Source organism: Streptomyces sp. CNX435, assembly GCF_059570575.1.
Window position 1 is genome coordinate 89577 of sequence record NZ_JCANTA010000017.1, and the last position, 22234, is coordinate 111810.

Annotated in this window: 17 protein-coding genes; 9 read left to right on the top strand and 8 right to left on the bottom strand. The window is 74.0% G+C overall.

From position 1 onward, the window contains the following. Positions 1-340: 340 nt before the first annotated feature. Both T328_RS25135 and T328_RS25140 read left to right on the top strand, forming a co-directional pair. Positions 341-1540: a hypothetical protein gene (locus tag T328_RS25135; RefSeq protein ID WP_496498428.1), complete on the top strand. Its 1200-nt coding sequence runs from the start codon at positions 341-343 to the stop codon at positions 1538-1540. Positions 1541-1628: 88 nt separating this feature from the next. Next, positions 1629-2729, top strand: a complete 1101-nt coding sequence (locus tag T328_RS25140) for a CobW family GTP-binding protein (protein WP_496498429.1) — start codon at positions 1629-1631, stop codon at positions 2727-2729. Between the two features lie 90 nt (positions 2730-2819). On the opposite strand, the gene T328_RS25145 is transcribed toward T328_RS25140, so the two are convergent. Continuing rightward, positions 2820-3194 (bottom strand): hypothetical protein, encoded by a 375-nt coding sequence (locus tag T328_RS25145; RefSeq protein ID WP_496498430.1) that lies wholly within the window; start codon positions 3192-3194, stop codon positions 2820-2822. A gap of 155 nt (positions 3195-3349) precedes the next feature. Between T328_RS25145 and T328_RS25150 the strand changes: the two genes are divergently transcribed. The 3 genes from T328_RS25150 to T328_RS25160 all read left to right on the top strand — a co-directional run bounded on the left by T328_RS25150 (position 3350) and on the right by T328_RS25160 (position 5716). Continuing rightward, on the top strand, positions 3350-3868 hold the full coding sequence (locus T328_RS25150; protein ID WP_496498431.1) for a hypothetical protein: 519 nt from the start codon (positions 3350-3352) through the stop codon (positions 3866-3868). Between the two features lie 64 nt (positions 3869-3932). Then, on the top strand, positions 3933-4826 hold the full coding sequence (locus tag T328_RS25155) for an LLM class flavin-dependent oxidoreductase (protein ID WP_496498432.1): 894 nt from the start codon (positions 3933-3935) through the stop codon (positions 4824-4826). 38 nt (positions 4827-4864) lie between these two features. Further along, positions 4865-5716 carry an HAD hydrolase family protein gene (locus tag T328_RS25160; RefSeq protein ID WP_496498433.1) on the top strand — a complete coding sequence of 284 codons (852 nt, stop codon included), beginning with the start codon at positions 4865-4867 and terminating at the stop codon, positions 5714-5716. A gap of 94 nt (positions 5717-5810) precedes the next feature. On the opposite strand, the gene T328_RS25165 is transcribed toward T328_RS25160, so the two are convergent. The 5 genes from T328_RS25165 to hisC all read right to left on the bottom strand — a co-directional run bounded on the left by T328_RS25165 (position 5811) and on the right by hisC (position 16104). Beyond that, positions 5811-7595 carry a sensor histidine kinase gene (locus T328_RS25165; RefSeq protein ID WP_496498434.1) on the bottom strand — a complete coding sequence of 595 codons (1785 nt, stop codon included), beginning with the start codon at positions 7593-7595 and terminating at the stop codon, positions 5811-5813. A 23-nt stretch (positions 7596-7618) separates the two neighbouring features. Then, positions 7619-12091 (bottom strand): thiol reductant ABC exporter subunit CydC, encoded by a 4473-nt coding sequence (cydC, locus tag T328_RS25170; RefSeq protein WP_496498435.1) that lies wholly within the window; start codon positions 12089-12091, stop codon positions 7619-7621. A 1-nt stretch (position 12092) separates the two neighbouring features. Then, positions 12093-13208: a cytochrome d ubiquinol oxidase subunit II gene (cydB, locus tag T328_RS25175; RefSeq protein ID WP_496498436.1), complete on the bottom strand. Its 1116-nt coding sequence runs from the start codon at positions 13206-13208 to the stop codon at positions 12093-12095. A gap of 16 nt (positions 13209-13224) precedes the next feature. After that, entirely contained in the window at positions 13225-14757 is a 1533-nt protein-coding gene (locus T328_RS25180; protein ID WP_496498437.1) for a cytochrome ubiquinol oxidase subunit I, read from the bottom strand. Positions 14758-15003: 246 nt separating this feature from the next. Then, complete coding sequence (gene hisC / locus T328_RS25185; protein ID WP_496498438.1) at positions 15004-16104, bottom strand: histidinol-phosphate transaminase; 1101 nt, start codon at positions 16102-16104, stop codon at positions 15004-15006. A 367-nt stretch (positions 16105-16471) separates the two neighbouring features. On the opposite strand from hisC, the gene T328_RS25190 reads away from it, so the two are divergent. The 4 genes from T328_RS25190 (at position 16472) to T328_RS25205 (ending at position 20830) form a co-directional block, all read left to right on the top strand. After that, positions 16472-17566 carry a LacI family DNA-binding transcriptional regulator gene (locus T328_RS25190; RefSeq protein ID WP_496498439.1) on the top strand — a complete coding sequence of 365 codons (1095 nt, stop codon included), beginning with the start codon at positions 16472-16474 and terminating at the stop codon, positions 17564-17566. 464 nt (positions 17567-18030) lie between these two features. After that, the gene (locus T328_RS25195) at positions 18031-19044 is read left to right on the top strand and encodes a metallophosphoesterase (RefSeq protein WP_496498440.1); all 1014 of its coding nucleotides are present in this window, start codon (positions 18031-18033) and stop codon (positions 19042-19044) included. Positions 19045-19226: 182 nt separating this feature from the next. After that, on the top strand, positions 19227-20081 hold the full coding sequence (locus T328_RS25200) for a hypothetical protein (RefSeq protein WP_496498441.1): 855 nt from the start codon (positions 19227-19229) through the stop codon (positions 20079-20081). Positions 20082-20197: 116 nt separating this feature from the next. Next, a complete protein-coding gene (locus T328_RS25205) occupies positions 20198-20830 on the top strand; it encodes an HAD family hydrolase (RefSeq protein WP_496498442.1) in 633 nt (210 codons plus the stop codon). On the opposite strand, the gene T328_RS25210 is transcribed toward T328_RS25205, so the two are convergent. Together T328_RS25210 and T328_RS25215 are read right to left on the bottom strand one after the other, a co-directional pair. After that, entirely contained in the window at positions 20827-21318 is a 492-nt protein-coding gene (locus tag T328_RS25210; protein ID WP_496498443.1) for an NUDIX hydrolase, read from the bottom strand. The genes T328_RS25205 and T328_RS25210 overlap by 4 nt on opposite strands. A 134-nt stretch (positions 21319-21452) precedes the next feature. Continuing rightward, positions 21453-22169 carry a WGxxGxxG family protein gene (locus tag T328_RS25215; RefSeq protein WP_496498444.1) on the bottom strand — a complete coding sequence of 239 codons (717 nt, stop codon included), beginning with the start codon at positions 22167-22169 and terminating at the stop codon, positions 21453-21455. Positions 22170-22234 lie beyond the last annotated feature (65 nt).

A 22234-nucleotide genomic window follows, 5' to 3' on the forward strand; every position in this document is an offset into this window, starting at 1 on the left:
TGGCGGGCGTCAGCCCTGGCGATGGTTGGCGGGTACGACCGGGGGCTGACGGACCCGTAGGGGGAGCGGGGCCGGAACCCTGAGGTTACCGAGGGTATCCACAGGGTGGCTGCGGGCATTGACGGAGCGGCCGTGGGCCGATGTCATGGTCATCGGTGTCAGCTTTGTGGCGGGGTCGGCTTCGGCGAGGCCGGCCCGGGTGGTCTGGATGTGGCCGGGGGCCTCGACTCCGAGTCGACTCCGGTTCCGGGCACGGTCGCGCGCGGGGTCGCGCGCGGGGTTGACCCTTCGTTACTCGCGGGTCACTCTGGCTCGGCCGTACAACGGGAGGAGAACACGCATGCGCAGACGCAGCTTTGTCAGAGGGTTAACCGTCACGACCACCGCCACCGGGCTCGGCCTCACCGCCACCGGCAGCGGCTCCGCCATCACCCCCGCCGCCCCCGGCGGCACCGCCGCGGGTGCCCGGCCCGCCGGGACCACCCGGCCCCGCGTCGCAGCCTGGCGGGAGGTGCCCGTACCGGCCGGTGAGCCCGCCGCGCTGATCAACGCCGTCGCCGCCGCCGGGCCCGACCTCGCCTGGGCGGTGGGCGAGGAGGCCCGCGGCGGCTCCGTCTCCGGCCGGCCCCTCGCCCGTACCTGGGACGGCTCCGCCTGGCAGCCCACCGACGTCTCGCACCTCGCGTACACCGGCAACATCCGCAACGTCGCCGCCGCCCCCGCCGACGCCGCCGGCGCGGTCGCCGCCTGGGCCGTCGGCTACGACCAGGCGGGCGCCGACCACCTCCTCGCCTGGGACGGCGCCACCTGGCGCGAGCACGACTTCCCCGGCCGCGGCGAGACCGGCACCGAACTGTGGGCCGTCGCCGTCGCCCCCGACGGCACCCTCCGCATCTCCGGCACCCGCGACGGCGCCTCCCGCGTCCTGCGCTCCGACGACGCCGACGGCACTCGCTGGAGCTGGTCGCCCGCGCTGCCGACGGCCGACGGCGGCGCCCCCAGCCTGTGGAACGTCCACGTCGACCGCGCGGGTGCCACCTGGGTCTCCGGCGGCCTCGTCGTCGCCCGCTACGACGACCGCTCCTGGCACGTCCTGCCCGAACTCTTCGGCCTGCGGCTGTCCGTCACCGACCTGCTCCCCGTCGCCCCCGACGACATCTGGCTCACCGGCCACGACTACGGCGCCGGCGGCCCGCCCGGCAAGCCCCCGGGCGTCGTCCTGCGCCACTACGACGGCACGGCGTGGACCGACGTCGACGCCCCCTTCTCCGTCGGCTCGCTCGGCGCCATCGCCGCCGACGCCGCCGGGCACCCCGCCGTCATCGCCGGCTGGGACTTCTGGGACGGCACCGGCGCCCACTACCTCCGCTGGGACGGCACCGCCTGGACCAGCGAGCGCGGCCCCACCGCGGCGGAGGGCGTGACCCCCGTGATGTCCGCGCTCGCCCCCATACCGGGCACGGCCGGCTTCTGGTCGGCGGGCACCACGGCGCAGTCCCCGTACCCGCCCGCCCAGGCGCGCATCGAGCGCTACGGCTGACGGTCCCGCCCTCTACGCTGGACGCCCGGCAGAGACGCCCGGCAGAGACGCCCGGCAGAACGGACGGCGCCGGGAGGGAGGGTGGCTGGTGGGCAGCGGACGGATCCCCGTCGTCGTACTCGCGGGGTTCCTCGGCTCCGGCAAGACCACCCTCCTCAACCGGCTGCTGCGCAACGGCGGCGGCAGCCGGATCGGCGCCGTCGTCAACGACTTCGGCAGCATCGAGATCGACGCCATGGCCGTCGCCGGCCAGGTCGACTCGATGGTCTCCCTCGGCAACGGCTGCCTGTGCTGCGCCGTCGACACCGCCGAGCTGGACGCCTACCTCGACCGGCTCGCCGGCACCGGCCGGATCGACGTCATCGTCGTCGAGGCCAGCGGCCTCGCCGAGCCGCAGGAACTCATCCGCATGGTGCTGGCCAGCGAGAACGACCGCATCGCGTACGGTGGGTTGGTCGAGGTCGTGGACGGCGCCGAGTTCGCCGCCACCCGGGAGCGGCACCCCGAGATCGACCGCCATCTCGCCGTCGCCGATCTCGTCGTGCTCAACAAGACCGACCGGATCGACGACGGCGAACTCCGCCGCGTCCGCGCGGCGGTCGGGGAGCTGAGCCCCGATACGCCCGTGGTGGCGACGGCGTACGGGCGGGTGGACCCCGGGCTGTTCTTCGACCCGGCGGGCGGCGACGGCCCCGGCGCGGCCACGGCTCCCCGCCACCGCCAGCTCTCCTTCGCCGACCTCACTCCGGAAGACGGCACCGGCGACGATCACGGCACGCATCTCCACGCCGCCTACGAGAGCGTCGAGTTCACCACCGGCCGGCCCGTAAGCCCGCGCCGCCTGCTGGACTTCCTCGACACCCGCCCCGCCGGCCTCTACCGCGTCAAGGGCTTCGTCCACTTCGGCGTCCCCGGCCACCCGCAGAAGTACGGACTGCACGCGGTCGGCCGCTTCCTGCGCTTCCAGCCCACCCCCTGGGGCCGCGGCGAGGAGCGGGCCACGCGGCTGGTGCTCATCGGCTCGGGGATCGACGCGGACGCCGTACGCGAAGAACTCGACGCCTGCGGCGGCCACTCGCCGCAGGACGGGGGCGAGGACGCGATGTGGGGAGTGCTGCGGTACGTGGACGGAGGCGGAGGCGGAGACGGGGACGGGGACGGGGACGGGGACGGGGACTCCGCCGCGTAGGAGGAGGCTCGGGTTCACGTGCCCGTTGCGGGAGAGACACAGGTGTCCTCGCCTGAACCTGCTCCCCGCCCCCGCCCCGGGTACGAGCGGTCAGATCCCCGGTCCGTACCCGGGGTCGGGCGGCCGGCGCGGCGACCACCACTCGGTGAGCCCCCACACACCCAGCCCCAGCGCCGCGACGGCCGCGAGCGCCACCACCCAGGGCCGCCGCACCCACCGCCGCCCCAGCGCCCAGACGCCCAGCGGCAGCAGGGCGCCGCCGAGGACGACGAGCGGCAGGTCGACGTAGAGCACGCTCAGGTCGCGGGCGTGGCCCTCGAACCCGCCGTCGATGCTGACCGCCGCCCGCGGCGCCCACGCGACCGGCGCGACCGCCGCCCCGAGCAGCGCCAGCAGACACCCGCCCGCCCCGACGGCCCCGGCGTCCCTGCTGTCCCTGCCGTCCCGTACTCCTTCACCATCCATCACCGGAACAGACGCACCCGCCCCGGCGGGAAGTTCCCGCAACACCGGTCACCCTCCCCCTGGCGACGCGCGTAGACATCGGGCATCATCCTGCGATGTACCACCTGCTCAGCCGGATCCCCCACAACTCCCCCATCCCAGCAGGAGGTTCCACCATGCGTGTACGTTCCGCACTCACGGCTCTCGCCCTCGCCCTCGCCGCCGGGGCCTCGGTGGCCGTGGTCGCGGCCCCCGCAGCCCAGGCCGCCCCGGCCGCGCCCCTGGTCACGAAGATCAGCCACTCCCAGGCCACGTCGATGTTCCGCTCCTCCGGCATCACCTGGTCGTCCTCCGGCGGCTGCTCCGATCGCAACAACCCCACCTGTACCTCCTTCGAGCAGCTCAACCTCCCCTCCGCCCAGGGCGCCCAGACGCTCAAGTCCGCCAGCGGCTGCGCCCTGAACATCACCGGCGGCACCGAGACGGGCCACGCCGGCGGCACGTACAGCCACTGGAACGGCTACAAGCTGGACTACTCCCTCGGCACCTGCATCAACAACTACGTCACCGGCAACTTCACCTACATCGGCGACCGCGGCGACGGCGCCGCCCAGTACCGCTCCGGCTCCGGCAACATCTACGCCCGCGAGAGCAACCACTGGGACGTCACGTACTACAACTGCGGCGGCTGCTGACCTCGCGGTCGCGCGCGCAGTCGCGACCCTGCGCCCCCCGCAAGGCAGGCCGTAGGGTCGCGGTATGCGACTGAGCACCCTGATCCTGCCGATCCGGCGGTGGCAATCCGGCGGCCGTGCGCAATGGCAGCGGGCGGAGGAGCTGGGCTTCTTCACCGCGTACACCTACGACCACATCTCCTGGCGCACGTTCCGCGACGGCCCCTGGTTCGGCGCCCTGCCGACCCTGACCGCCGCCGCCACCGCGACCGCCCGACTGCGCCTCGGCACCCTCGTGACCTCGCCGAACTTCCGGCACCCGGTCACGCTGGCCAAGGAGTTGATCACGCTGGACGACGTGTCCGGCGGGCGGATGACGCTGGGGATCGGCGCGGGCGGCTCGGGGTTCGACGCGACCGCGCTGGGGCAGCAGCCGTGGCCGGTGCGGGAGCGGGCGGAGCGGTTCGGGGAGTTCGTACCGCTGCTGGACACCCTGCTGACGCAGGACACGACGTCGTACGCGGGGACTTACTACTCGGCGCACGAGGTGCGGACGATCCCCGGGTGCGTGCAGCGCCCGCGGCTGCCGTTCGCCGTGGCGGCCACCGGGCCGCGCGGGATGCGGCTGGCCGCGCGGTACGGCCAGGCGTGGGTGACGACCGGCGACCCGAAGACGTCCGCGACCGGCACCGCCGCCGACTCCCTGGAGGCCATCCGCACCCAGACCGCCCGCCTCGCCGAGGCGGGGGCGGCGGTGGGCCGGGACACCGCGGCGATGGAGAAGGTGCTGCTCGCCGGCTTCACCCCGGACCGGCCGCTGGAGTCCCTCGACGCCTTCGTCGACTTCGCCGGCAGGCACGCCGCCCTCGGCTTCACCGAGATCGTGCTCCACTGGCCCATCCCCGACTCGGTCTTCGCCGCCGACGAGCGCGTCTTCGAGCGCATCGCCACGGAGGCTCCGGCGCAGTTGGGAGCTTGACGGATGGCGGGGAGAGGGGCGTACGCGATGATGGCCGGGTGACCGACGCCGCCGCCTTCGTCCCTCCCTCTCCCCACTCCCGTTCCCGTCCCCGGCTCATCGCCACGGACCTCGACGGCACCCTGCTACGGGACGACAAGACCGTCTCCGCCCGCACGGTCGCCGCGCTCGCCGCCGCGGAGGCGGCGGGGCTGGCCGTCGTGTTCGTCACGGGCAGGCCGGCGCGGTGGATGGGTGGGATCGCGGCGCACGTGCAGGGGCACGGGACAGTCATCTGCGCCAACGGGGCCGCGGTCGTCGACCTGCACCGCGGCCGTGAGCTGGAGGTCCGCCCGCTGGTGGTCGCCGACGCCCTCGCGGTCGTCGGCGTGCTGCGCGCCGTTGCGCCGGGCACGGCGTTCGCGGTCGAGCACGCCGGCGGCTTCGGCCGCGAACCGGAGTACCCGCTGTACCGCGGGCCGGGGCAGATAGCGCCGGTGGAGGAACTGCTCGCGGAGGACGCGGAGCGGGCAGGGGACCCGCTGCTGAAGCTGCTGGCGTACCACCCGAGCCGCGGGGCCGACGAGTTCCTGGGCGCGGCGCGGGCGGGGGCGGGGGCGTACGGGGAGTTCACCCGGTCGACGTCGAGCGCGCTGCTGGAGGTGAGCGGGCGGGGGGTGAGCAAGGCGAGCACGCTGGCGCGCTACTGCGCGGCGCGGGAGATTGCGGCGGCGGAGGTCGTCGCCTTCGGCGACATGCCGAACGACATCGAGATGCTGACGTGGGCCGGTACGTCGTACGCGATGGCCAACGCGCACCCGGAGGTCCTGGCGGCCACGACGCGGCGCACGGCGGCGAACGAGGACGACGGGGTGGCGGCGGTCATCGAGCAGCTGCTGAACGGGGCGTGACGGGGAGCGGTGCTCCGCGGGAAAGGCCGGGCGCCGGGTGCAGTGCGCTCCGTACCGAGAGCGCTGTTCTCGCGAGTGAGCGGCGATCAGCTCCCTACGCCCCAGCCCCGCCCGGCGCCCCAGCCCCGCCTGGCGCTTCGCCGGCCGGCGGTTCCAGCGGGACCTCCCAGATCAGCGACGTCCCCCCGCCGCAGTCCCCCAGCCCCGGCCCGTACGTCGCCCGCCCGCCCAGCTCCTCCGCCCGCCGCTCGATGTTCCGCAACCCACTCCGCCGCCCGTACGGCGACAGCCCCTGCCCGTCGTCCGCCACCGTCAGCCGCACCGCGTCCCGCCCGTCCGGCAGCTCCGCCGTCGCATCGATCACCACCCCCACCTGCCCCGCCCCCGCATGCCGCGACGCGTTCGACAGCCCCTCCCGCAGCGCCGCCAGCAGATTCCGCGCGATCCGCTCGTCCACCCGCTCGTCCACCGCCCCCACGAAGCTCGTCGACGGCTGGAACCCCAGCGGCGCCGCCGCCGTCGCGACCTCCCGCAGCACCAGCGCCCGCAGCCCCGTCGGCGCCTGCTCCGGCTCCTGCTGCAGCGCGTAGATCGTGGCCCGGATCTCCTCGATCGTCGTCTCCAGCGCGTCGACCGCCGCGTCGATCCGCTCCCGTACCTCCGGCGCCCGCTCCAGCCGCTTCGCCCCCTGCAGCTGCATCCCCGTCGCGAACAGCCGCTGGATCACCAGGTCGTGCAGGTCCCGCGCGATCCGGTCGCGGTCCTCGTACACCGCCAGCCGCTCCCGGTCCCGCTGCGCCTCCGACAGCACCAGCGCCAGCGCCGCCTGGCCCGCGAACTGCGTCGCCGACTGCTTCTCCGTCTCCGTGTACAGCCGGCCCCCCGGCGCCCGTGGCAGCGACAGCGCACCGAGCACCCGCTTCCCGCTGCGCAGCGGCAGCATCATGCACGGCCCGAAGCGCTGCGCGACCTCGCTCACCGCCCGCGGGCCGGCGCCGGCGTCGTCGAGGAAGACCTCCTTGCCCGCCAGCAGCGCCTGCACCGTCGGGCTGTGCGACGGCAGCGCCATCCCCAGCAGGTCCGCCACCCCCTCCCCGGCCACCGCCGCAACCTCCAGCCACTCCGCCCCGCGCACGCCACGCGCCCCGCGGCCCTCACGCGGCCCACGGCCCTCACGCCCGCCGCCGACACCGCCGGCACCCCCGACCCCGCCCGCACCGCCGGCACTCCCGACACCGCCGCCGGCCCCGAGACCACCCCCGGCCCGCGGCAGCAGCACCACCCCCGCCATCGCGTCCGCGAGCCCTCGTGCCTGCTCCGCGATCACCCCCAGCGCGTCCCGCGCGTCCGCGCCGGACAGCAGCGCGGTCGTGACGGCGTTCGCCCCGTCGATCCACCGCTCCCGCTGCCGCGTCTCCCGGTGCAGCCGCGCGTTGCCGATCGCGATGCCCGCCTCGGTCGCGATGACCCGCACGAGGTGCAGGTCGTAGTCCCGGAACCGCCCGCCGCCGAGCTTCTCCGACAGCACCAGGTCCCCGAAGTACCGCCCGTCCACGTCGATGGGCACCGTCAGCGTCGTCCCCGGCGCGTCCGGGATCTCGTCGATACGGGCCCGGTCCACCTCGTCCACGCCGTACGACGCGAAGTCGTCCAGGTCCCCGCTCTGCTCGTCGATCACCACGATCGACGCATACCGCGCCCCCGCCAGCTCCGCCGCCGTCTGCGCGATCACGTCGAGCGTGGGGTGCAGCTGGAACCCGGTGCCGATGGACCGCATGGCGGCCAGCAGCTGCGTCACGCGCTCGGCCAGCTCGCTGGAGACGCCCTGCAGGCCGCGGGTGGCGCGGGCGGCGGCGTCCATGGAGTCGGCAGCGGTCATGTCCTGAGGGTAATAAGCGGCTCTCAGTACGGAAAGTCGGAATTATCCGGTACGGGCCGCGCCCCCGGGTCGCCGGGGCCCAGCTCCGGGTCCGTCGGGTCCGTCGGGTCCTGGCCGGGCTGCGGGTCCGTCGGGTCCGGGCCCGGCCGCGGGGCTGGCTGCGCCCGCTCCCGTACCAGCGTGCGCCGGAACGGACCCTCGGTCTCCGCCAGCTCCGCGTACGACCCGCGCTGCACCACCCGCCCCCGCTCCAGCACCACGATCTCGTCCACCGCCGCCAGCCCCGTCAGCCGGTGCGTGATCAGCACCGTCGTCCGGCCCTCGGTGGCGGCGAGCAGGTCGGCGGTCAGGGCGTCGGCGGTGGGGAGGTCGAGGTGCTCGGCGGGTTCGTCGAGGACGAGCACGGGGAAGTCGGCGAGCAGCGCGCGGGCCAGCGCGAGGCGCTGGCGCTGGCCGCCGGAGAGCCGGGCGCCGTGTTCGCCGACCGGGGTGTCGAGGCCGCGGGGCAGGGTCTCGACCCAGTCGAGGAGGCGGGCGGCGGCGAGGGCGGCGCGGAGTTCGTCGTCGGTGGCGCCGTTGGGGGTACCGCCCATGCCGTTCAGGCTATGGGGGATGGCGAGGCGGAGGTTCTCGCGCAGGGTGCTGTCGAAGAGGTGGGCGTCCTGGGCGCAGAGGCCGACGAGGCGGCGTACGGCGTCGGAGTCGCAGTCGAGGGCGTCAGCGGTGCTCTCGGTTGAACGCGCTGTTCTCGGGGGAGAGCGGTGCTCCGAAACGAGAGCGGTGTCCGCTGCCTGCGGGCCCAGCCGGTACGCGCCCGCCACCGGATCCAGAAAACGCAGCAGCACATGCGCCAGCGTCGTCTTCCCCGACCCCGACGCACCCACCACCGCGACCCGCCGCCCCCGCGTCAGCCGCAGGTCCACGCCGTCCAGCGCCAGCCCGCTCTGCCCCGGGTGCCGCGCCGAGACCCCCGCCAGCGTGACCGGGAACGGATCCGCCGGCGGCCGTCCCGTACCCTCCCTGGCCGGCGGCGGCGCGTCGAGGATCTCGTCGACGCGGGCCGCGCTGCGCCGCACCCGGGCCCGCTGCTGCAGCGCCAGCGGCATCCCGTTCACCGCCTCGAACGCCGCGAGCGTCCCCAGCACCACCACCCCCAGCCAGACGCCGGGCAGCCGCCCGTCGTACACGGCCTGCGCCCCGACCGCCGCCGCCCCTGCCACCGTCAGCCCGCAGATCAGCGCCGACAGCCCGGCACCCAGCGCGAGCGCGGCGGCGCTGCGGGCGGCGATACGGGTCAGCCGGCGATCGGCGTCGCGGAGCGCGGCGAGGCGGCGGGGCAGGGCGCCGGCGACGGCGAGCTCCGCGGTACCGGTGAGGACGTCGACGACCTCGGTGGCGAGCGCGGCCCGCGCCGGCGCGAGCCGGGCCTCGGTCCGGCGGGCGGTGGCGGCGGCGAGCAGCGGCACCCCGACGCCGGCGGCCAGCAGCCCGGCGGCGAGCACGGCGCCGGCCTCGGGCAGCAGGACGGCGGCGCCCGCGACGGACGCGGTGCCGACGAGGGCGGCGGTGGAGACGGGCAGCAGCCAGCGCAGGTAGCGGTCCTGCAGTGTGTCGGTGTCGGCGACGAGCCGGGTGAGGAGGTCGCCGCGGCGATGCGGGGCGAGGCCGGCCGGGGCGAGGCGTTCGAGCCGCGTGTACACGGCGACGCGGAGGCCGGCGAGGATCCGTAGCACGGCGTCGTGGGAGACGAGGCGCTCGGCGTAGCGGAAGACGGCGCGGCCGATGCCGAAGGCGCGGGTGGCGGTGACGGCGACCATGAGGTAGAGCACGGGAGGCTGCTGGGAGGCGCGCGAGATGAGCCACCCGGAGACGCCCATGAGCCCGACGGCGGACGCGAGGACGAGCGCACCGAGCAGCGCGGCGAGCGCGAGCCGGCCCCGGGCGGTGGTGCCGCGGAGCGCACCGCCGCGCCGGCGGGCGGGCCGCCCGGCGAGGGGCCGGCGGGCGCGGCGGGGGGCGTGCGGGGTGCCTTCGGGCGCGTACGATCCGCTGCCCGGCTCGTACGTGCCCTCGGCACGCGATTCCCGTACGACCGGCGGCGACGCCGCTGCGCGCGGGGCCGGGGCTGCGGAAGCCGCCGGCGGCGCCGCGACCGGCGCCGAAGCCGATGCCCCGTCCGGGGCTGGGGCCGGGGAAGCTGCTGTCGGCGCCGCGAACGAGGCGGCAGCCGGCGCCCCGTCCGGGGCTGGGGCCGGGGAAGCTGCTGCCGACGCCGCGACCGGCGCCGAAGCCGACGCCCCGTCCGGGGCCGGGGCCGCGGAAGCCGCTGTCGGCGCCCCGCCCGGGGCCGAAGCCGCCGTGACCGCGGCCGACGACGCCGCGACCGGCGCCGAAACCAACGCCCCGCCCGGGGCCGGGGCCGGAGCGCATGGCGAAGCCGCGCCCGTCCTCCTCGCCGTCATCCGGATCCGGCCCTCCCCCAGCCGTACCACCCGGTCCGCCACCCCCAGCAGCGCCGGGCGGTGCGCCACGAGCAGCACCGTGCGGCCCCGGGCCAGCCGGGCGATCGCGGCGGTGACGGCGGCCTCGGTGTCGCCGTCGAGGGCGGCGGTCGGCTCGTCGAGGAGGACCACGGCCCGGTCGGCGAGGAACGCCCGTGCGAGGGCGACCCGTTGCCGCTGGCCGGCGGAGAGGCCGGCGCCCGCCTCGCCGAGGGCGGTGGCGGGGTCGAGGTCGCCGGCGGCGGCGTCGCGAAGGGCCTGCGCCACCTCGGCGTCGGTGGCGTCGGGGCGGGGGAGGCGGACGTTGTCGGCGATCGTGCCGGCGAAGAGTGCGGGCCGCTGCGGCACCCAGGCGACCTGCGCGTGCCAGGTCGCCAGGTCCAGCGCGGCGAGGTCGCGCCCGCCTATGAGTATCCGGCCGGCGGCGGGCCGTACGAGGCCGAGGAGGGCGGCGAGGAGCGTGGACTTGCCGGCGCCGGAAGGACCGGTCAGCGCCACGGTCTCGCCGGGGCGGAGGGTGAGGGCCGTCGGCGGAAGGGAGTCCTCGCTCCGGCCTTCATGCCGTACGACGAGGCCGTCGAGAGCGAGGTCGGCCTCGCGCGCGTCCGGGCAGGCGTTGTCGGTGGGTCGGCCTACCCTGGGGCGGGAGTGCGGGGTTGATACGGCGAGGTCGGCCTCGCGGGCGTCCGGGTAATCGCTGTCGGTGGGGCGGCTTACCCTTGGGTGGGAGTGCGGGGTTGAGGGGGAGGCGGCGGTTGCTTTCTCCGGATCCGACGCTGTCCCTTGCGCCGCCGCACCCCGCGCCGCCGCACCCCGCGCCGCCGCACCCCGCGCCGCCGCACCCCGCGCCGCCGCACCCCGCGCCGCCGCTCCGCGCCAGGATCCCCGCCAGGCCGTCCTCCGCGGGGCCGTCGCCTGCCCGCGTGAGCCGTCGTCCTCCGTCTCCAGCACCGCGAACACCCGGTCCGCCGCCGCCAGGCCCTCCGCCGCGGCGTGGTAGTGGGTGCCGACCTGGCGTAGCGGCAGGTATGCCTCCGGGGCCAGGATGAGCACCACCAGCCCGGTGTACAGGTCCAGTTCGCCGTGGACCAGCCGCATGCCGATGGTGACCGCGACCAGCGCGACCGAGATCGTTGCCAGCAGCTCCAGCGCGAAGGACGACAGGAACGCGATCCGCAGGGTGCGCATCGTCGCCCGCCGGTAGTCGGCGGTGATGGTGCGGATGTTGTCGGCCTGCGCCTTCGCGCGGCCGAAGACCTTGAGCGTCGGCAGGCCGGAGACCACGTCGAGGAAGTGAGTGGACAGCCGCGACAGGGTGCGCCACTGGCGGTCGGTGGCCGTCTGGGTGGCCCAGCCGATGAGCGTCATGAAGATCGGGATCAGCGGCAGCGTGCCGGCGATGATCGCCGCGGAGACCCAGTCGTCGGTGACGATGCGGGCCAGCACCGCGGCCGGGACGACGACGGCGAGGCCGAGTTGGGGCAGGTAGCGGGCGAAGTAGGCGTCCAGCGCGTCGATTCCGCGGGTGGCGAGCGCCGCCAGCTCCCCGGTACGGAGTTCATGGCCGCCAGCCCTGTCGCCCTCGCCGCCCCCACCGCCTCCGCCGGCTCCCCGCGCATCCACCTTCGCCGGGCCCGGGTCCGGGCCCGCCGCGCCCCGCCCTACCGCACTGCGGGCGCCCCCGACCCGTACCGCCTCCGTCAGCAGCCGCATCCGCAGCTCCGACTTGACCGCCGCACTCGACCGGTGCGCCGCCAGCTCCGTCAGCCAGCTCACCACCGCCCGCCCCACCGCGACCGCCGCCAGCAGCAGCAGCGGCGTACGCAGGTCGGCGGCCGACAGGCCGTCCTCGAAGGCGCCGACGACGATCTCCGCCATCAGCACCGCCTGCGCGATGACCAGCCCCGCCCCGGCCGCGCCCAGCGCGACCGTGGCGAACAGGAACAGCCGGGTGGCGCGGGCGTACCGGGTCAGCCGGGGGTCGACGGGCTTCATATCACCGGCCCGCCCCGCCCGAGCCCGCCCCGCCCGAACCCGCACCCGGGCCTCCCGCACCCGGGCCTCCCGCACCCGGCGCCGCACCTGGCCCCGCACCCGGGCCCGCCGCCACCTGCGCCTCCAGCGCGATGTGCTGCGTCCCGATGCGCTTGCGGAACACCCAGTACGTCCACCCCTGGTACAGGAGCACCACCGGCGTCGCGATCCCCGCGCACCACGTCATGATCTCCAACGTGTACGGCGTCGACGACGCGTTCTCCGCCGTCAGGCTCCACTCCGCATTCAGCGAGGACGGCATCACGTCCGGGTACAGCGCCAGGAAGAACATCGCGACCGTGGCCACGATCGCCACCCCGGAGTAGAGGAACGACCACCCCTCCCGGCCCGCCGCCACCGCGCCCACCGCGCAGAACAGCGCCGCCACCGCCGCGACGAGCGCCACCAGGCTCCGGCCGTCGCCGGTGTCCGCCTGCAGCCACAGCAGGAAGACCAGCGCCAGCGCCGCCGTCGCCGTACCGAGGACGGCGGCCAGCCGGCGCGCCCGCATCCGGATCTCGCCGACGGTCTTCAGCGCCGTGAACACCGCGCCGTGGAAGGTGAAGAGGAGGAGCGTGACCAGCCCGCCCAGCAGCGCGAAGGGGCCCAGCAGGTCGAAGACGTCGCCGACGTACTCCTTGTCGGCGCCGATCTTCACCCCGCGCACCATGTTGGCGAAGGCGACGCCCCACAGGAACGCGGGCAGCAGCGAGCACCAGAAGATGGCGAGTTCCCAGTTGCGCTGCCAGCGCTCCTCGGGCCGCTTGGCCCGGTACTCGAAGGCCACGCCGCGGATGATCAGGCAGACGAGGATGAGCAGCAGAGGCAGGTAGAAGCCCGAGAAGAGGGTGGCGTACCAGTCGGGGAAGGCCGCGAAGGTGGCGCCGCCCGCGGTGAGCAGCCAGACCTCGTTGCCGTCCCACACGGGGCCGATGGTGTTGATGAGCACGCGCCGCTCGGTGCGGTCGCGGGCCAGTACCCGGGTGAGGACGCCGACGCCGAAGTCGAAGCCCTCCAGGAAGAAGTAGCCGGTCCACAGGACGGCGATGAGGACGAACCAGACGGTGTGCAGTTCCATGGCGTGGTCTCCCTCCTCAGTACGAGAAGGCCATGGGCCGGTCGGAGTCTTCGCGGTCGTGGCCGCCGATCTTCGTCGGCGGGTTGCGGTCGGACTCGGTGAGTTCGGGCGGCCCCGCCTGCACGTACTTGATCATCAGCTTGGCCTCGATGACGGCGAGAACCGCGTACAGGAGGGTGTAGACGCTCAGCGAGGCGATGACCTCGCCCTGCGAGACGCCGGGGGAGACGGCGGAGGAGGTGGGCAGGACGCCGTAGACGACCCAGGGCTGGCGGCCCGTCTCGGTGAAGATCCAGCCCCAGGCGTTGGCGACGAGCGGGAAGAGGAGGGTGAGGAGGGCGAGCCGCCAGTACCAGCCGCCGAGGCGGGCGCCGAGTTCGCGGTCCTTGGTGAGGGCGAGTCTGGGGACGTCGTCCTCGCCGGTACGGAGCCGGTCGGCGAGCCAGAAGCGGCGGCGGGTGAGCCAGAGTCCGAGGGCGCCGAGGGCGAGGGAGGACATCCCGAAGCCGATCATCCACCGGAAGCTCCAGTACGCGAGGGGGATGTTGGGCCGGTAGTCGCCGAGGCCGAACTCGTCGTCGTACTTCTCCTTCATCGCCTCGTTGGTGGGGTTGATGCCGGGCACCGCGTCGGAGAAGTTGTCGTGGGCGAGGAAGGACAGCACGCCGGGGACCTCTATGGCGACCCTGTTGTGGCCCTTGTCGACGTCGCCGATGGCGAAGAGCGAGAAGGGCGCCGGCGCCTCGGTCTCCCACAGGGCCTCGGCGGACGCCATCTTCATCGGCTGCTGCTCGTACATGATCTTGCCGAGCCGGTCGCCGGTGAACGCGGTCAGCAGCCCGGCGACGACCATCGTCAGCAGGCCCAGCCGCAGCGAGCTGCGCATGACTGCGATATCACGAGGTCGCCGGCCGCGCATGAGGTGGTACGCGGCGATGCCGACGACGAACGCGCCGCCGGTGAGGAAGGCCGCCGTGACGGTGTGGGCGAACTGCGCGAGGGCGGTGTTCTGGGTGAGTACGCGCCAGAAGTCGGTCAGCTCGGCGCGGCCGGACTCCTCGTTTATGCGGTAGCCGACGGGGTGCTGCATCCAGGAGTTGGCGGCGAGGATGAAGTACGCGGAGAGGACGGTGCCGGCCGCGACCATCCAGATGCAGGCGAGGTGGATCTTCTGGGGCAGCCGGTCCCAGCCGAAGATCCACAGGCCGATGAAGGTGGACTCGAAGAAGAAGGCGATCAGCGCCTCGAAGGCGAGGGGCGCGCCGAAGACGTCGCCCACGAAGCGGGAGTAGTCCGACCAGTTCATGCCGAACTGGAACTCCTGCAGGATGCCGGTCACCACGCCCATGGCGATGTTGATCAGAAAGAGCTTGCCCCAGAACTTCGTCGCCCTGAGGTACTTCTCGTTGCCCGTGCGCACCCAGGCGGTCTGCAACCCGGCGACGAGGGAGGCGAGGGAGATCGTCAGGGGGACGAAGAGGAAGTGGTAGACGGTGGTGATCCCGAACTGCCAGCGCGCCAGGGTCTCCGGGGCGAGTGCCTGATCCACGTGGGCTCCTCTCCGTGAGCACGGACACGGCACTGACGATGATCCACGCGCCGATCGGTCCGGTGAGGCCGTGGCGGCATGGCATACGGGCATAAACCCCTATGAACAGCGCCGCTCGTGAATGAGTTCACATTCACAAGCCTCAGTGTGGCACAACCCCTTTTGGGTCTTTCAGGGGGGTCCCCTACGTCCCGGACCCCCCACCACGCCGCCCTGCCGCCGGGCGTCCGCCCCACCCCGGCCCCTCTACGACTCCTTGCGGAACTCCTCCGCCACCGCCAGCAGGATGTCGTTCGCCTCCCGCTCGCCCACCGACGCCCGCACCCCCTCCCCGGCGAACGGCCGCACCACCACCCCCGCTGCCTCGCACGCCGCCGCGAAGTCCACGCTCCGCTCCCCCAGCCGCAGCCAGACGAAGTTCGCGTGCGTCTCCGGCACCGTCCAGCCCTGCGCCAGCAGCCCCTCCCGCACCCGCGTGCGCTCCGCGACCAGCGACTCCACCCGCTCCATCAGCGCCGCCTCGCTCCGCAGCGACGCGATCGCCGCCTCCTGCGCGATCTGGCTCACCCCGAAAGGCACCGCCGTCTTCCGCAGCGCCGCCGCCACCGGCTCGTGCGCCACCGCGAAGCCGACCCGCAGGCCCGCCAGCCCGTACGCCTTGCTGAAGGTGCGCAGTACGCAGACGTTCGGCCGGTCCCGGTAGACCTCAAGACCGTCCGGAATGCCGCCGTCCACGCCGTCGTCCCGTACGAACTGGACGTACGCCTCGTCGAGCACCACCAGCACGTCCCGCGGCACTCGGTCGAGGAACCGCTCCAACTCCCCGCGCCGCACCGCCGTGCCGGTCGGGTTGTTGGGGGTGCAGACGAAGATCAGCCGGGTCGCGTCGGTCACCGCGTCCGCCATCGCGTCCAGGTCGTGCCGCTCCTCCGCCGTGAGCGGGACCTGCACCGACCGCGCGCCCGAGATCTGCGTGATGATCGGGTACGCCTCGAACGACCGCCAGGCGTAGATCACCTCGTCGCCCGGCCCGGCCGTCGCCTGCAGCAACTGCTGCGCCACGCCCACGGACCCGGTGCCCGTGGCGACGTGCTCGGGCGGCACGCCGAGGCGCTCGGCGATCTCGGCGGTGAGGGCGGCGCAGGCCATGTCGGGGTAGCGGTTGAAGTTGCCGGCCGCCGCGACCGCCGCCGCCAGCACGCCGGGCAGCGGCGGGTAGGGGTTCTCGTTGGAGGAGAGCTTGTACGCCGCGGCGCCCGCCCCCGGCGCCGCGGCCGGCTTGCCGGGCCGGTACGTGGGAATGCCCTCCAGCGCAGGCCGCAGCCTGGGAGTCTGTTCGTTCGTCACCGCGGTCCTCCAACCGAGCCCGTCACCTGTGTGCGCCCACGCGCAGGGGGGCGCATCCACCCTGGCGCGCACGGGTGGCGGACGCCATGGCGCGCATCACCCGTGAAGGTGACTGAGACCTCTTCGAGACCTTCGTACCATGACAAGTACCAAGGGGCTCGCGCCATGGACCTAGGGCGTCATTGGTGCAACCACTTGGCGTTCCATGGTCGTTTGACGACATCGCTCCGCAGAATCGTGCCTGTCAGTTACGGTTCGGATTCTCCCGCAATCGAGCCATCCGAGCCCTACTATCAGCTCGCGACGTCAAGCCTGACCATTGCGGCTTGCGCGGGGGACAACGTACGGGCTTGAAGAAAGAAGGCGCATGACCGGCTCGATCCAACCGCAAGTGAGCCGGCCGCCCAGCCGCAAGCTGGCGCGGGCGGGAATCCGGGATGTCGCCGCCGCAGCGGGCGTCTCGATCACCACCGTCTCGGACGCGCTCAACGGGAAGGGCAGACTGCCGGAAGCGACCCGCCGGCACGTCCGCGAGGTCGCCGACCGCCTCGGCTACCGGCCGTCGGCCGCCGCCCGCGCCCTGCGCACGGGCAGGTCGGGGCTCATCGGCTTAACGGTGACGACGTACGGGGAAGAACCGTTCACCTTCACGGAGTTCGCGTACTTCGCCGAGATGGCCCGCGCCGCCACCTCCGCCGCGCTCGCCCGCGGCTACGCGCTGGTGATCCTCCCCGCGACCTCACGGCACGACGTCTGGTCGAACGTCGCCCTCGACGGCACCGTGGTCATCGACCCGGCCGAGGGCGACCCCGTGGTCAGCGAGATCGTCCGGCAGGGCATCCCCGTCGTCAGCGACGGCCGCCCCGGCGGCTCCCTGCCCGTGACCGCCTGGGTCGACAACGACCACCAGGCCGCCGTCCTCGACCTCCTCGACCACCTCGCCGAGGCCGGCGCCCGCCGCATCGGGCTGCTCACCGGCACCAGCACGGACACGTACACCCGGCTGTCCACCACCGCGTACCTCACCTGGTGCGAGCGCGTCGGCCAGGACCCGGTCTACGAGTCCTACCCCGCCCACGACCCGCGCGCGGGCGCCGTCGCCGCCGACCGGCTGCTCGCCCGCCCCGACCGCCCGGACGCCGTCTACGGCCTCTTCGACCCCAACGGCACCGACCTGCTCGCCGCCACCCGCCGCTACGGTCTGCGGGTGCCCGACGACCTGATGCTCGTCTGCTGCAGCGAGTCACCGGGCTACGCCTCCACCGACCCGCCGATCACCACGCTGTCGCTGAAGCCGCGCCGCATCGGCACGGCCGTCGTGCAATTACTGATCGACGCCATCGAGGGCGTGGACGCGGGCCGGCCCATCGAGCAGGTCATACCGACGGATCTGATCGTGCGGGCGTCCTCGCAGCGCCGCTCGTCGCGTACGGTCATCAGCGCCCCGCGCCGCCCGGCGTAGCGGCGGGGGCCGCGGCCGGCCGAACGGTCCGGCGCCACGGCGCCGTACGCCGGCCGTACGACGCATCCGCACGACGCGGCCGTACGCCCCGGCCGTGCGACGCGGCCGTGCGACGCGGCCACCGCCGTACGCCCCGGCCCCGCGCCGGGCCGGGCCGTACGGCCGCCCGCCGAGCCGCGCCAGGGCCCGCCGCACCGCCCCGCGCCCCGGAAGTCCTGCGCTCCCCGCCCCGCACCCCGCCGGTCATGCCCCGTTTGCCCGGTTCTGGTGCTGTCGCGGGAGCCCTCTTCCGCAGCCGGAGCCCAATTGGCGGCCCCTGGTACCGCACAAGCTGCGACAGGCATTTCTATGATGGGCGCACGCACACCGCGGATCTCCTCCACCTGCACGGGGGAGCGGCACCTGGTCCCACGGCGGCCCGGTCGTGTCCCGGTGGCAGAACGGCTAGGCGGTGGAGGGGTTCGATGCAACAGGGGGCCGGTCAGACGCCGGGGCTGCGGACCACGGCAGGGGTGCCCGCCGGGGCGGCGCCCCCCGTCCCCGCGGCACCGGCCACCGGCGAGCCCTACGGGCACGCCGGCGACGGGGCCGCCGACGACGGTTACACCCCGACCCAGGCCGACCTGCCGGTGATCCGGCCCGGCGAGAGCGGCGGCTACGGCCCGCTGTACGTCGTCGGCGACGTCCACGGCTACCTCGACGAGCTGCACGCCGCCCTGCGCGCCCAGGGCATCGTCGACGAGGCCGGCCGCTGGATCGCCGGCAACACCCGCGTGTGGTTCCTCGGCGACTTCACCGACCGCGGCCCCGACGGCATCGGCGTCATCGACCTCGTCATGCGGCTGTCCGCCGAGGCCGCCGCCGCCGGCGGCTACTGCAAGGCGCTCATGGGAAACCACGAGCTGCTGTTGCTCGGCGCCAAACGCTTCGGCGACACGCCGGTCAACTCCGGTGCCGGCACCGCCTCCTTCCAGGCGGCCTGGCTCCTCAACGGCGGCCAGCGCACCGACATGGAGCGGCTGGAGGACGTCCACCTGCAGTGGATGGCGCGGCTCGACGCCATCGCCGAGGAGGACGACCACCTCCTGGTGCACTCCGACACCACCGCGTACCTCGACTACGGAGAGTCCATCGAGGGCGTCAACGACACCATCCACGACATCCTCGCCCGCTCGGACGCGGACGAGGTCTGGGACCTGTTCCGCAAGTTCACCAAGCGCTTCGCCTTCCGCGACGAGGAGACGGGCCCGCCGGCGGTACGAGAGCTACTGGGCCGGTACGGCGGCGAACGGCTGGTGCACGGGCACAGCCCGATCCCGTATCTCCTCGGGGAGGTGCCCAGCGAGGACACCGACGGCGAGGAGCGGGGAGCGGCGGTGCAGGGCCCGCACATCTACGCGGACGACCTCGCCATCGCCATGGACGGCGGGGTCACCATGGCCGGAAAACTGCTTGTCGTGCGACTTCCGCTGATCTGACGCTAGCGGACTTCCGCCTGACGTGCTCTAATACGGAACCTCCTTTTCTGAGAAGACACTTATCCGCCATACGCGAAGCGCTCTACCATCGGTTATAGGCCCTGTCGCGCAGGACCTAGCGCCGCAGGCACGCTCCGTCCCCGTTTGCCTTGTTGCCTGCCCATCCGGGGGAGCACAAGCACATGACCAGTGCGTCGCATCTGCAGACGGAGGACCGCCCGGACTTCGAGCGGCTCCTCGATACCGCGCTGCACAGCACCGAGTACACCGTCGGCACCGGCCGCGGACGGCCGCTCAATGCCGAGCAGCTGCGCACCATGGCCCTCGGTGCCATGGCGGCGATTTCCGCATGCGCGTCGGCCGAATACGAACACTACGTACGGCTGCGCAAAGAGCTGCGCCGGCCCTCGGGCGGCGGCGGCACATTGGGCGGCGAGGGCATCCGCCTCGCCGGCGCGATGGGCGGCGGCCAGGGCGGCAACTCCAGCGCGGGGGTGGCCGCCGCGGCGGCGGTGCTGGTGCCGGTGCTGTCCGGTACGGCGGCGGTGATCTTCCTGCTCGTCGGCTACCTGCTGCACATGATGAACCCCGAGCCCGCCGTGGCGTCCTCGATGCGCCAGGCGGGCTGGATCTTCGCGCTGCTCGCGGTCGGCGCCATCGTCATCTCGATGATCGCGCTGCTGCTGACGGCGCTGCGCAACGGCTCGACGTCCATCAGGGCCGCGGCCAGCCGGGAGTTGACCGACAAGGTCGACGAAGCCCGCGAGGAGTGGCGCGCCGCGCTGCTCGAACGCGGCATCCAGCCCTTCCTGGAGGAGGCGCTCGCCGGCGGCGGCGAGGGCGGCGGCTCCGGGGGCGGCGGGGCGTACCCCGCGGTGCGTACGGAACCCACCGCCACCCGCACTCCGCGCCTCGGCTACTCCCGCCCGTCGTTCTCCAGCCCCGACGAGGGAACGTCGGCGACCGACGGACCGGGCTACTCCAGCCCGGACTTCACCAGCCCCGACTACGGCGGCCCGGAGCACGACCCGGACTGACGCTCCACGGGCGCCGACTTCGCAGGCGCTACACGCGCGCGCGTGTAGCGGCGCGAGTAGTCGCGGCGCGAGTAATCGTTTGTCCGCGACCGTACGCACGTCCTAGCCTCACGGCCATGTCCCGGCTGCACATCTTCGACATGGACGGCACCCTGCTGCACGGCTCCTCCGCGAACATCGAGCTGGCGCGGCAGCTGGGCCTGGTCGCGGAGTTCCGGGCGCTGGACGCCGCGTTCGGCTCCGGCGAGATCGACACGTACGACTACGCCGAGCGCGCGCACGGCATGTGGAGCAGCCTCACGCCCGAGATCCTGGCCCGCGCGTTCGCGGGCGCGCCGTGGCTCGCGGGGATCCGCGAGGTGTGGGCCGACATCACCGCCCGCGGGGAGCACTGTGCGGTGGTTTCGCTGGCGCCCGGGTTCTTCGTCGAGCGGCTGCTGGAGTGGGGGGTGCACGCGGCGCACGGTTCGCGCTTCCCGGCGTTGCCGTTCCGCGAGCCGGTGGACATGGCGGGCATCCTGGCGCCGTCGGACAAGGTGCGGATTGCGGATCTGCTCTGCGCGCAGTACGGGTTGACGCGGGCGGACTGTGTGGCGTACGGGGACTCGATGTCGGACACCGACCTGTTCGCGGTGGTGCCGCGGTCGGTCGCCGTGAACGCCGACCACCACGTGAGCGGGCTGGCTTCGGACGCGTACAGCGGGATGGACCTGCGCGAGGCGTACGCGCTGACGCGTACGCCGGGCTAACCGAAGTCGTCGGCGAGGACGGCGAGGACGCCCTCGATGTTCGTCCGCAGATAGGCGCGCAGGCTGGGCGGGACGACCTCGACGGAGTCGACGCCCTCGCGGGTGAAGGGGATGCGCACCGTCTCGTACTCGCCGCGGGGCTCGTCGACCTCGGGGCCGTGCCGGCGGGTGAGGTCCATGGACGTGAGGCGGCAGGCGAAGAAGTGCTGCACCTTCACGCCGCGTTCGCCGCCGGGGCCCGCGGGGCCTTCGGGGACGGTGTCGACGAAGACGGGGACGACGCCCGTGACGCGGGCGCCCAGCTCCTCGTCGACCTCGCGGTGCAGGGCGGCGACGACGGAGGCGTCGCCGGGCTCGACGCCGCCGCCGGGGGTGATCCAGTAGGGCTCGTGGCCCGGTTTGGTGCGCTTGATGAGCAGCATCTCGTCGCCGTCGAGGAGGACGGCGCGGGCGGTGCGCTTGACCACGGGCCGGTGGGACACGGTCATGGGGTGAATGTGGCACGCGGGACGCCGGTCGAAACCCGCGCCCCGGAAGTGATCGGCTCATTGCGGAGGGCGGCGGTGTGCGGACAGCGGTGTGCGGGCGGCGGATTCGATGTGCCGCCCGCACGCCGGGTCCGTCACCGCGGCTTGTCGTCGTCGCCGTTGCCGCGGTTGCCGCGGTTGCCGCGGTTGCCGCGGTTGGCGCGGTGGGCGGGGTCGTCCGGGTCGTAGACGCGGTGGGTGGTGCCGCTGCGGTCGCTGCCGGGCCTGCTCTCGTGCGCGGTGCCGCCGGTGATGTCGCTGTGGCCGGTGCGGTCGCCGGCGGTGCCGGACGTACGGGTACGGGACGCGGACGTACCGCCGGACATGCCGGAGGAGCCGGAGGCGCCGCCCTCCATGCCGGACGCGCCGCCCTTCATGCCGGACGTCCCGGACGCGCCCGGCGTGCCGCCCGTCATGTCGCGCTTGCTGCCCGTGCTGCCCGGCATGTCGTGCCGGCCGCCGCTCGTGCCGCGCATCTCATCCCCTCCGGTGCCGCGCATGCCGGTGTCCGTGCCGTAGTCGCGACGCGTGCCGGTGGTCTGGGCGGCGCGGTCGGTGACGTCGCCGCGGCTGCCGCTCGTGGCGGGTTTCCCGGGCTTCTTCGCCAGGCCGGCGAGGCCGAGCAGGCCGGCGAGGCCCAGCCAGCCCCAGTTGCTCGCGCTGTCGCCCTTCGGGCCCTGCGGGCCCGGCTCCTGCTGGACCGTGTTCTGGGGGCTGTCCGCCGGGGTGGCGGCGGTCTGCGCGTTCGCGCCGGTCAGGGAGGCCAAGGCGAGTATCCCGGCGGCGCCCAGTGTTGCGGCGATCTTACGCATGGTGTGATCTCCTTGAGAGCTTTCCGACGGGCGTCTCGAACGCGGCTCTCGACCCGCGTGCCCGC

Coding starts and splice junctions, on each gene's coding strand:
- T328_RS25215 (WP_496498444.1), bottom strand. CDS start 22,169: ATGCGTAAGATCGCCGCAACACTGGGCGCCGCCGGGATACTCGCCTTG.
- T328_RS25190 (WP_496498439.1), top strand. CDS start 16,472: ATGACCGGCTCGATCCAACCGCAAGTGAGCCGGCCGCCCAGCCGCAAG.
- T328_RS25135 (WP_496498428.1), top strand. CDS start 341: ATGCGCAGACGCAGCTTTGTCAGAGGGTTAACCGTCACGACCACCGCC.
- T328_RS25165 (WP_496498434.1), bottom strand. CDS start 7,595: ATGACCGCTGCCGACTCCATGGACGCCGCCGCCCGCGCCACCCGCGGC.
- T328_RS25200 (WP_496498441.1), top strand. CDS start 19,227: ATGACCAGTGCGTCGCATCTGCAGACGGAGGACCGCCCGGACTTCGAG.
- T328_RS25195 (WP_496498440.1), top strand. CDS start 18,031: ATGCAACAGGGGGCCGGTCAGACGCCGGGGCTGCGGACCACGGCAGGG.
- cydB (WP_496498436.1), bottom strand. CDS start 13,208: ATGGAACTGCACACCGTCTGGTTCGTCCTCATCGCCGTCCTGTGGACC.
- cydC (WP_496498435.1), bottom strand. CDS start 12,091: ATGAAGCCCGTCGACCCCCGGCTGACCCGGTACGCCCGCGCCACCCGG.
- T328_RS25155 (WP_496498432.1), top strand. CDS start 3,933: ATGCGACTGAGCACCCTGATCCTGCCGATCCGGCGGTGGCAATCCGGC.
- T328_RS25150 (WP_496498431.1), top strand. CDS start 3,350: ATGCGTGTACGTTCCGCACTCACGGCTCTCGCCCTCGCCCTCGCCGCC.
- T328_RS25210 (WP_496498443.1), bottom strand. CDS start 21,318: ATGACCGTGTCCCACCGGCCCGTGGTCAAGCGCACCGCCCGCGCCGTC.
- T328_RS25145 (WP_496498430.1), bottom strand. CDS start 3,194: ATGGATGGTGAAGGAGTACGGGACGGCAGGGACAGCAGGGACGCCGGG.
- T328_RS25205 (WP_496498442.1), top strand. CDS start 20,198: ATGTCCCGGCTGCACATCTTCGACATGGACGGCACCCTGCTGCACGGC.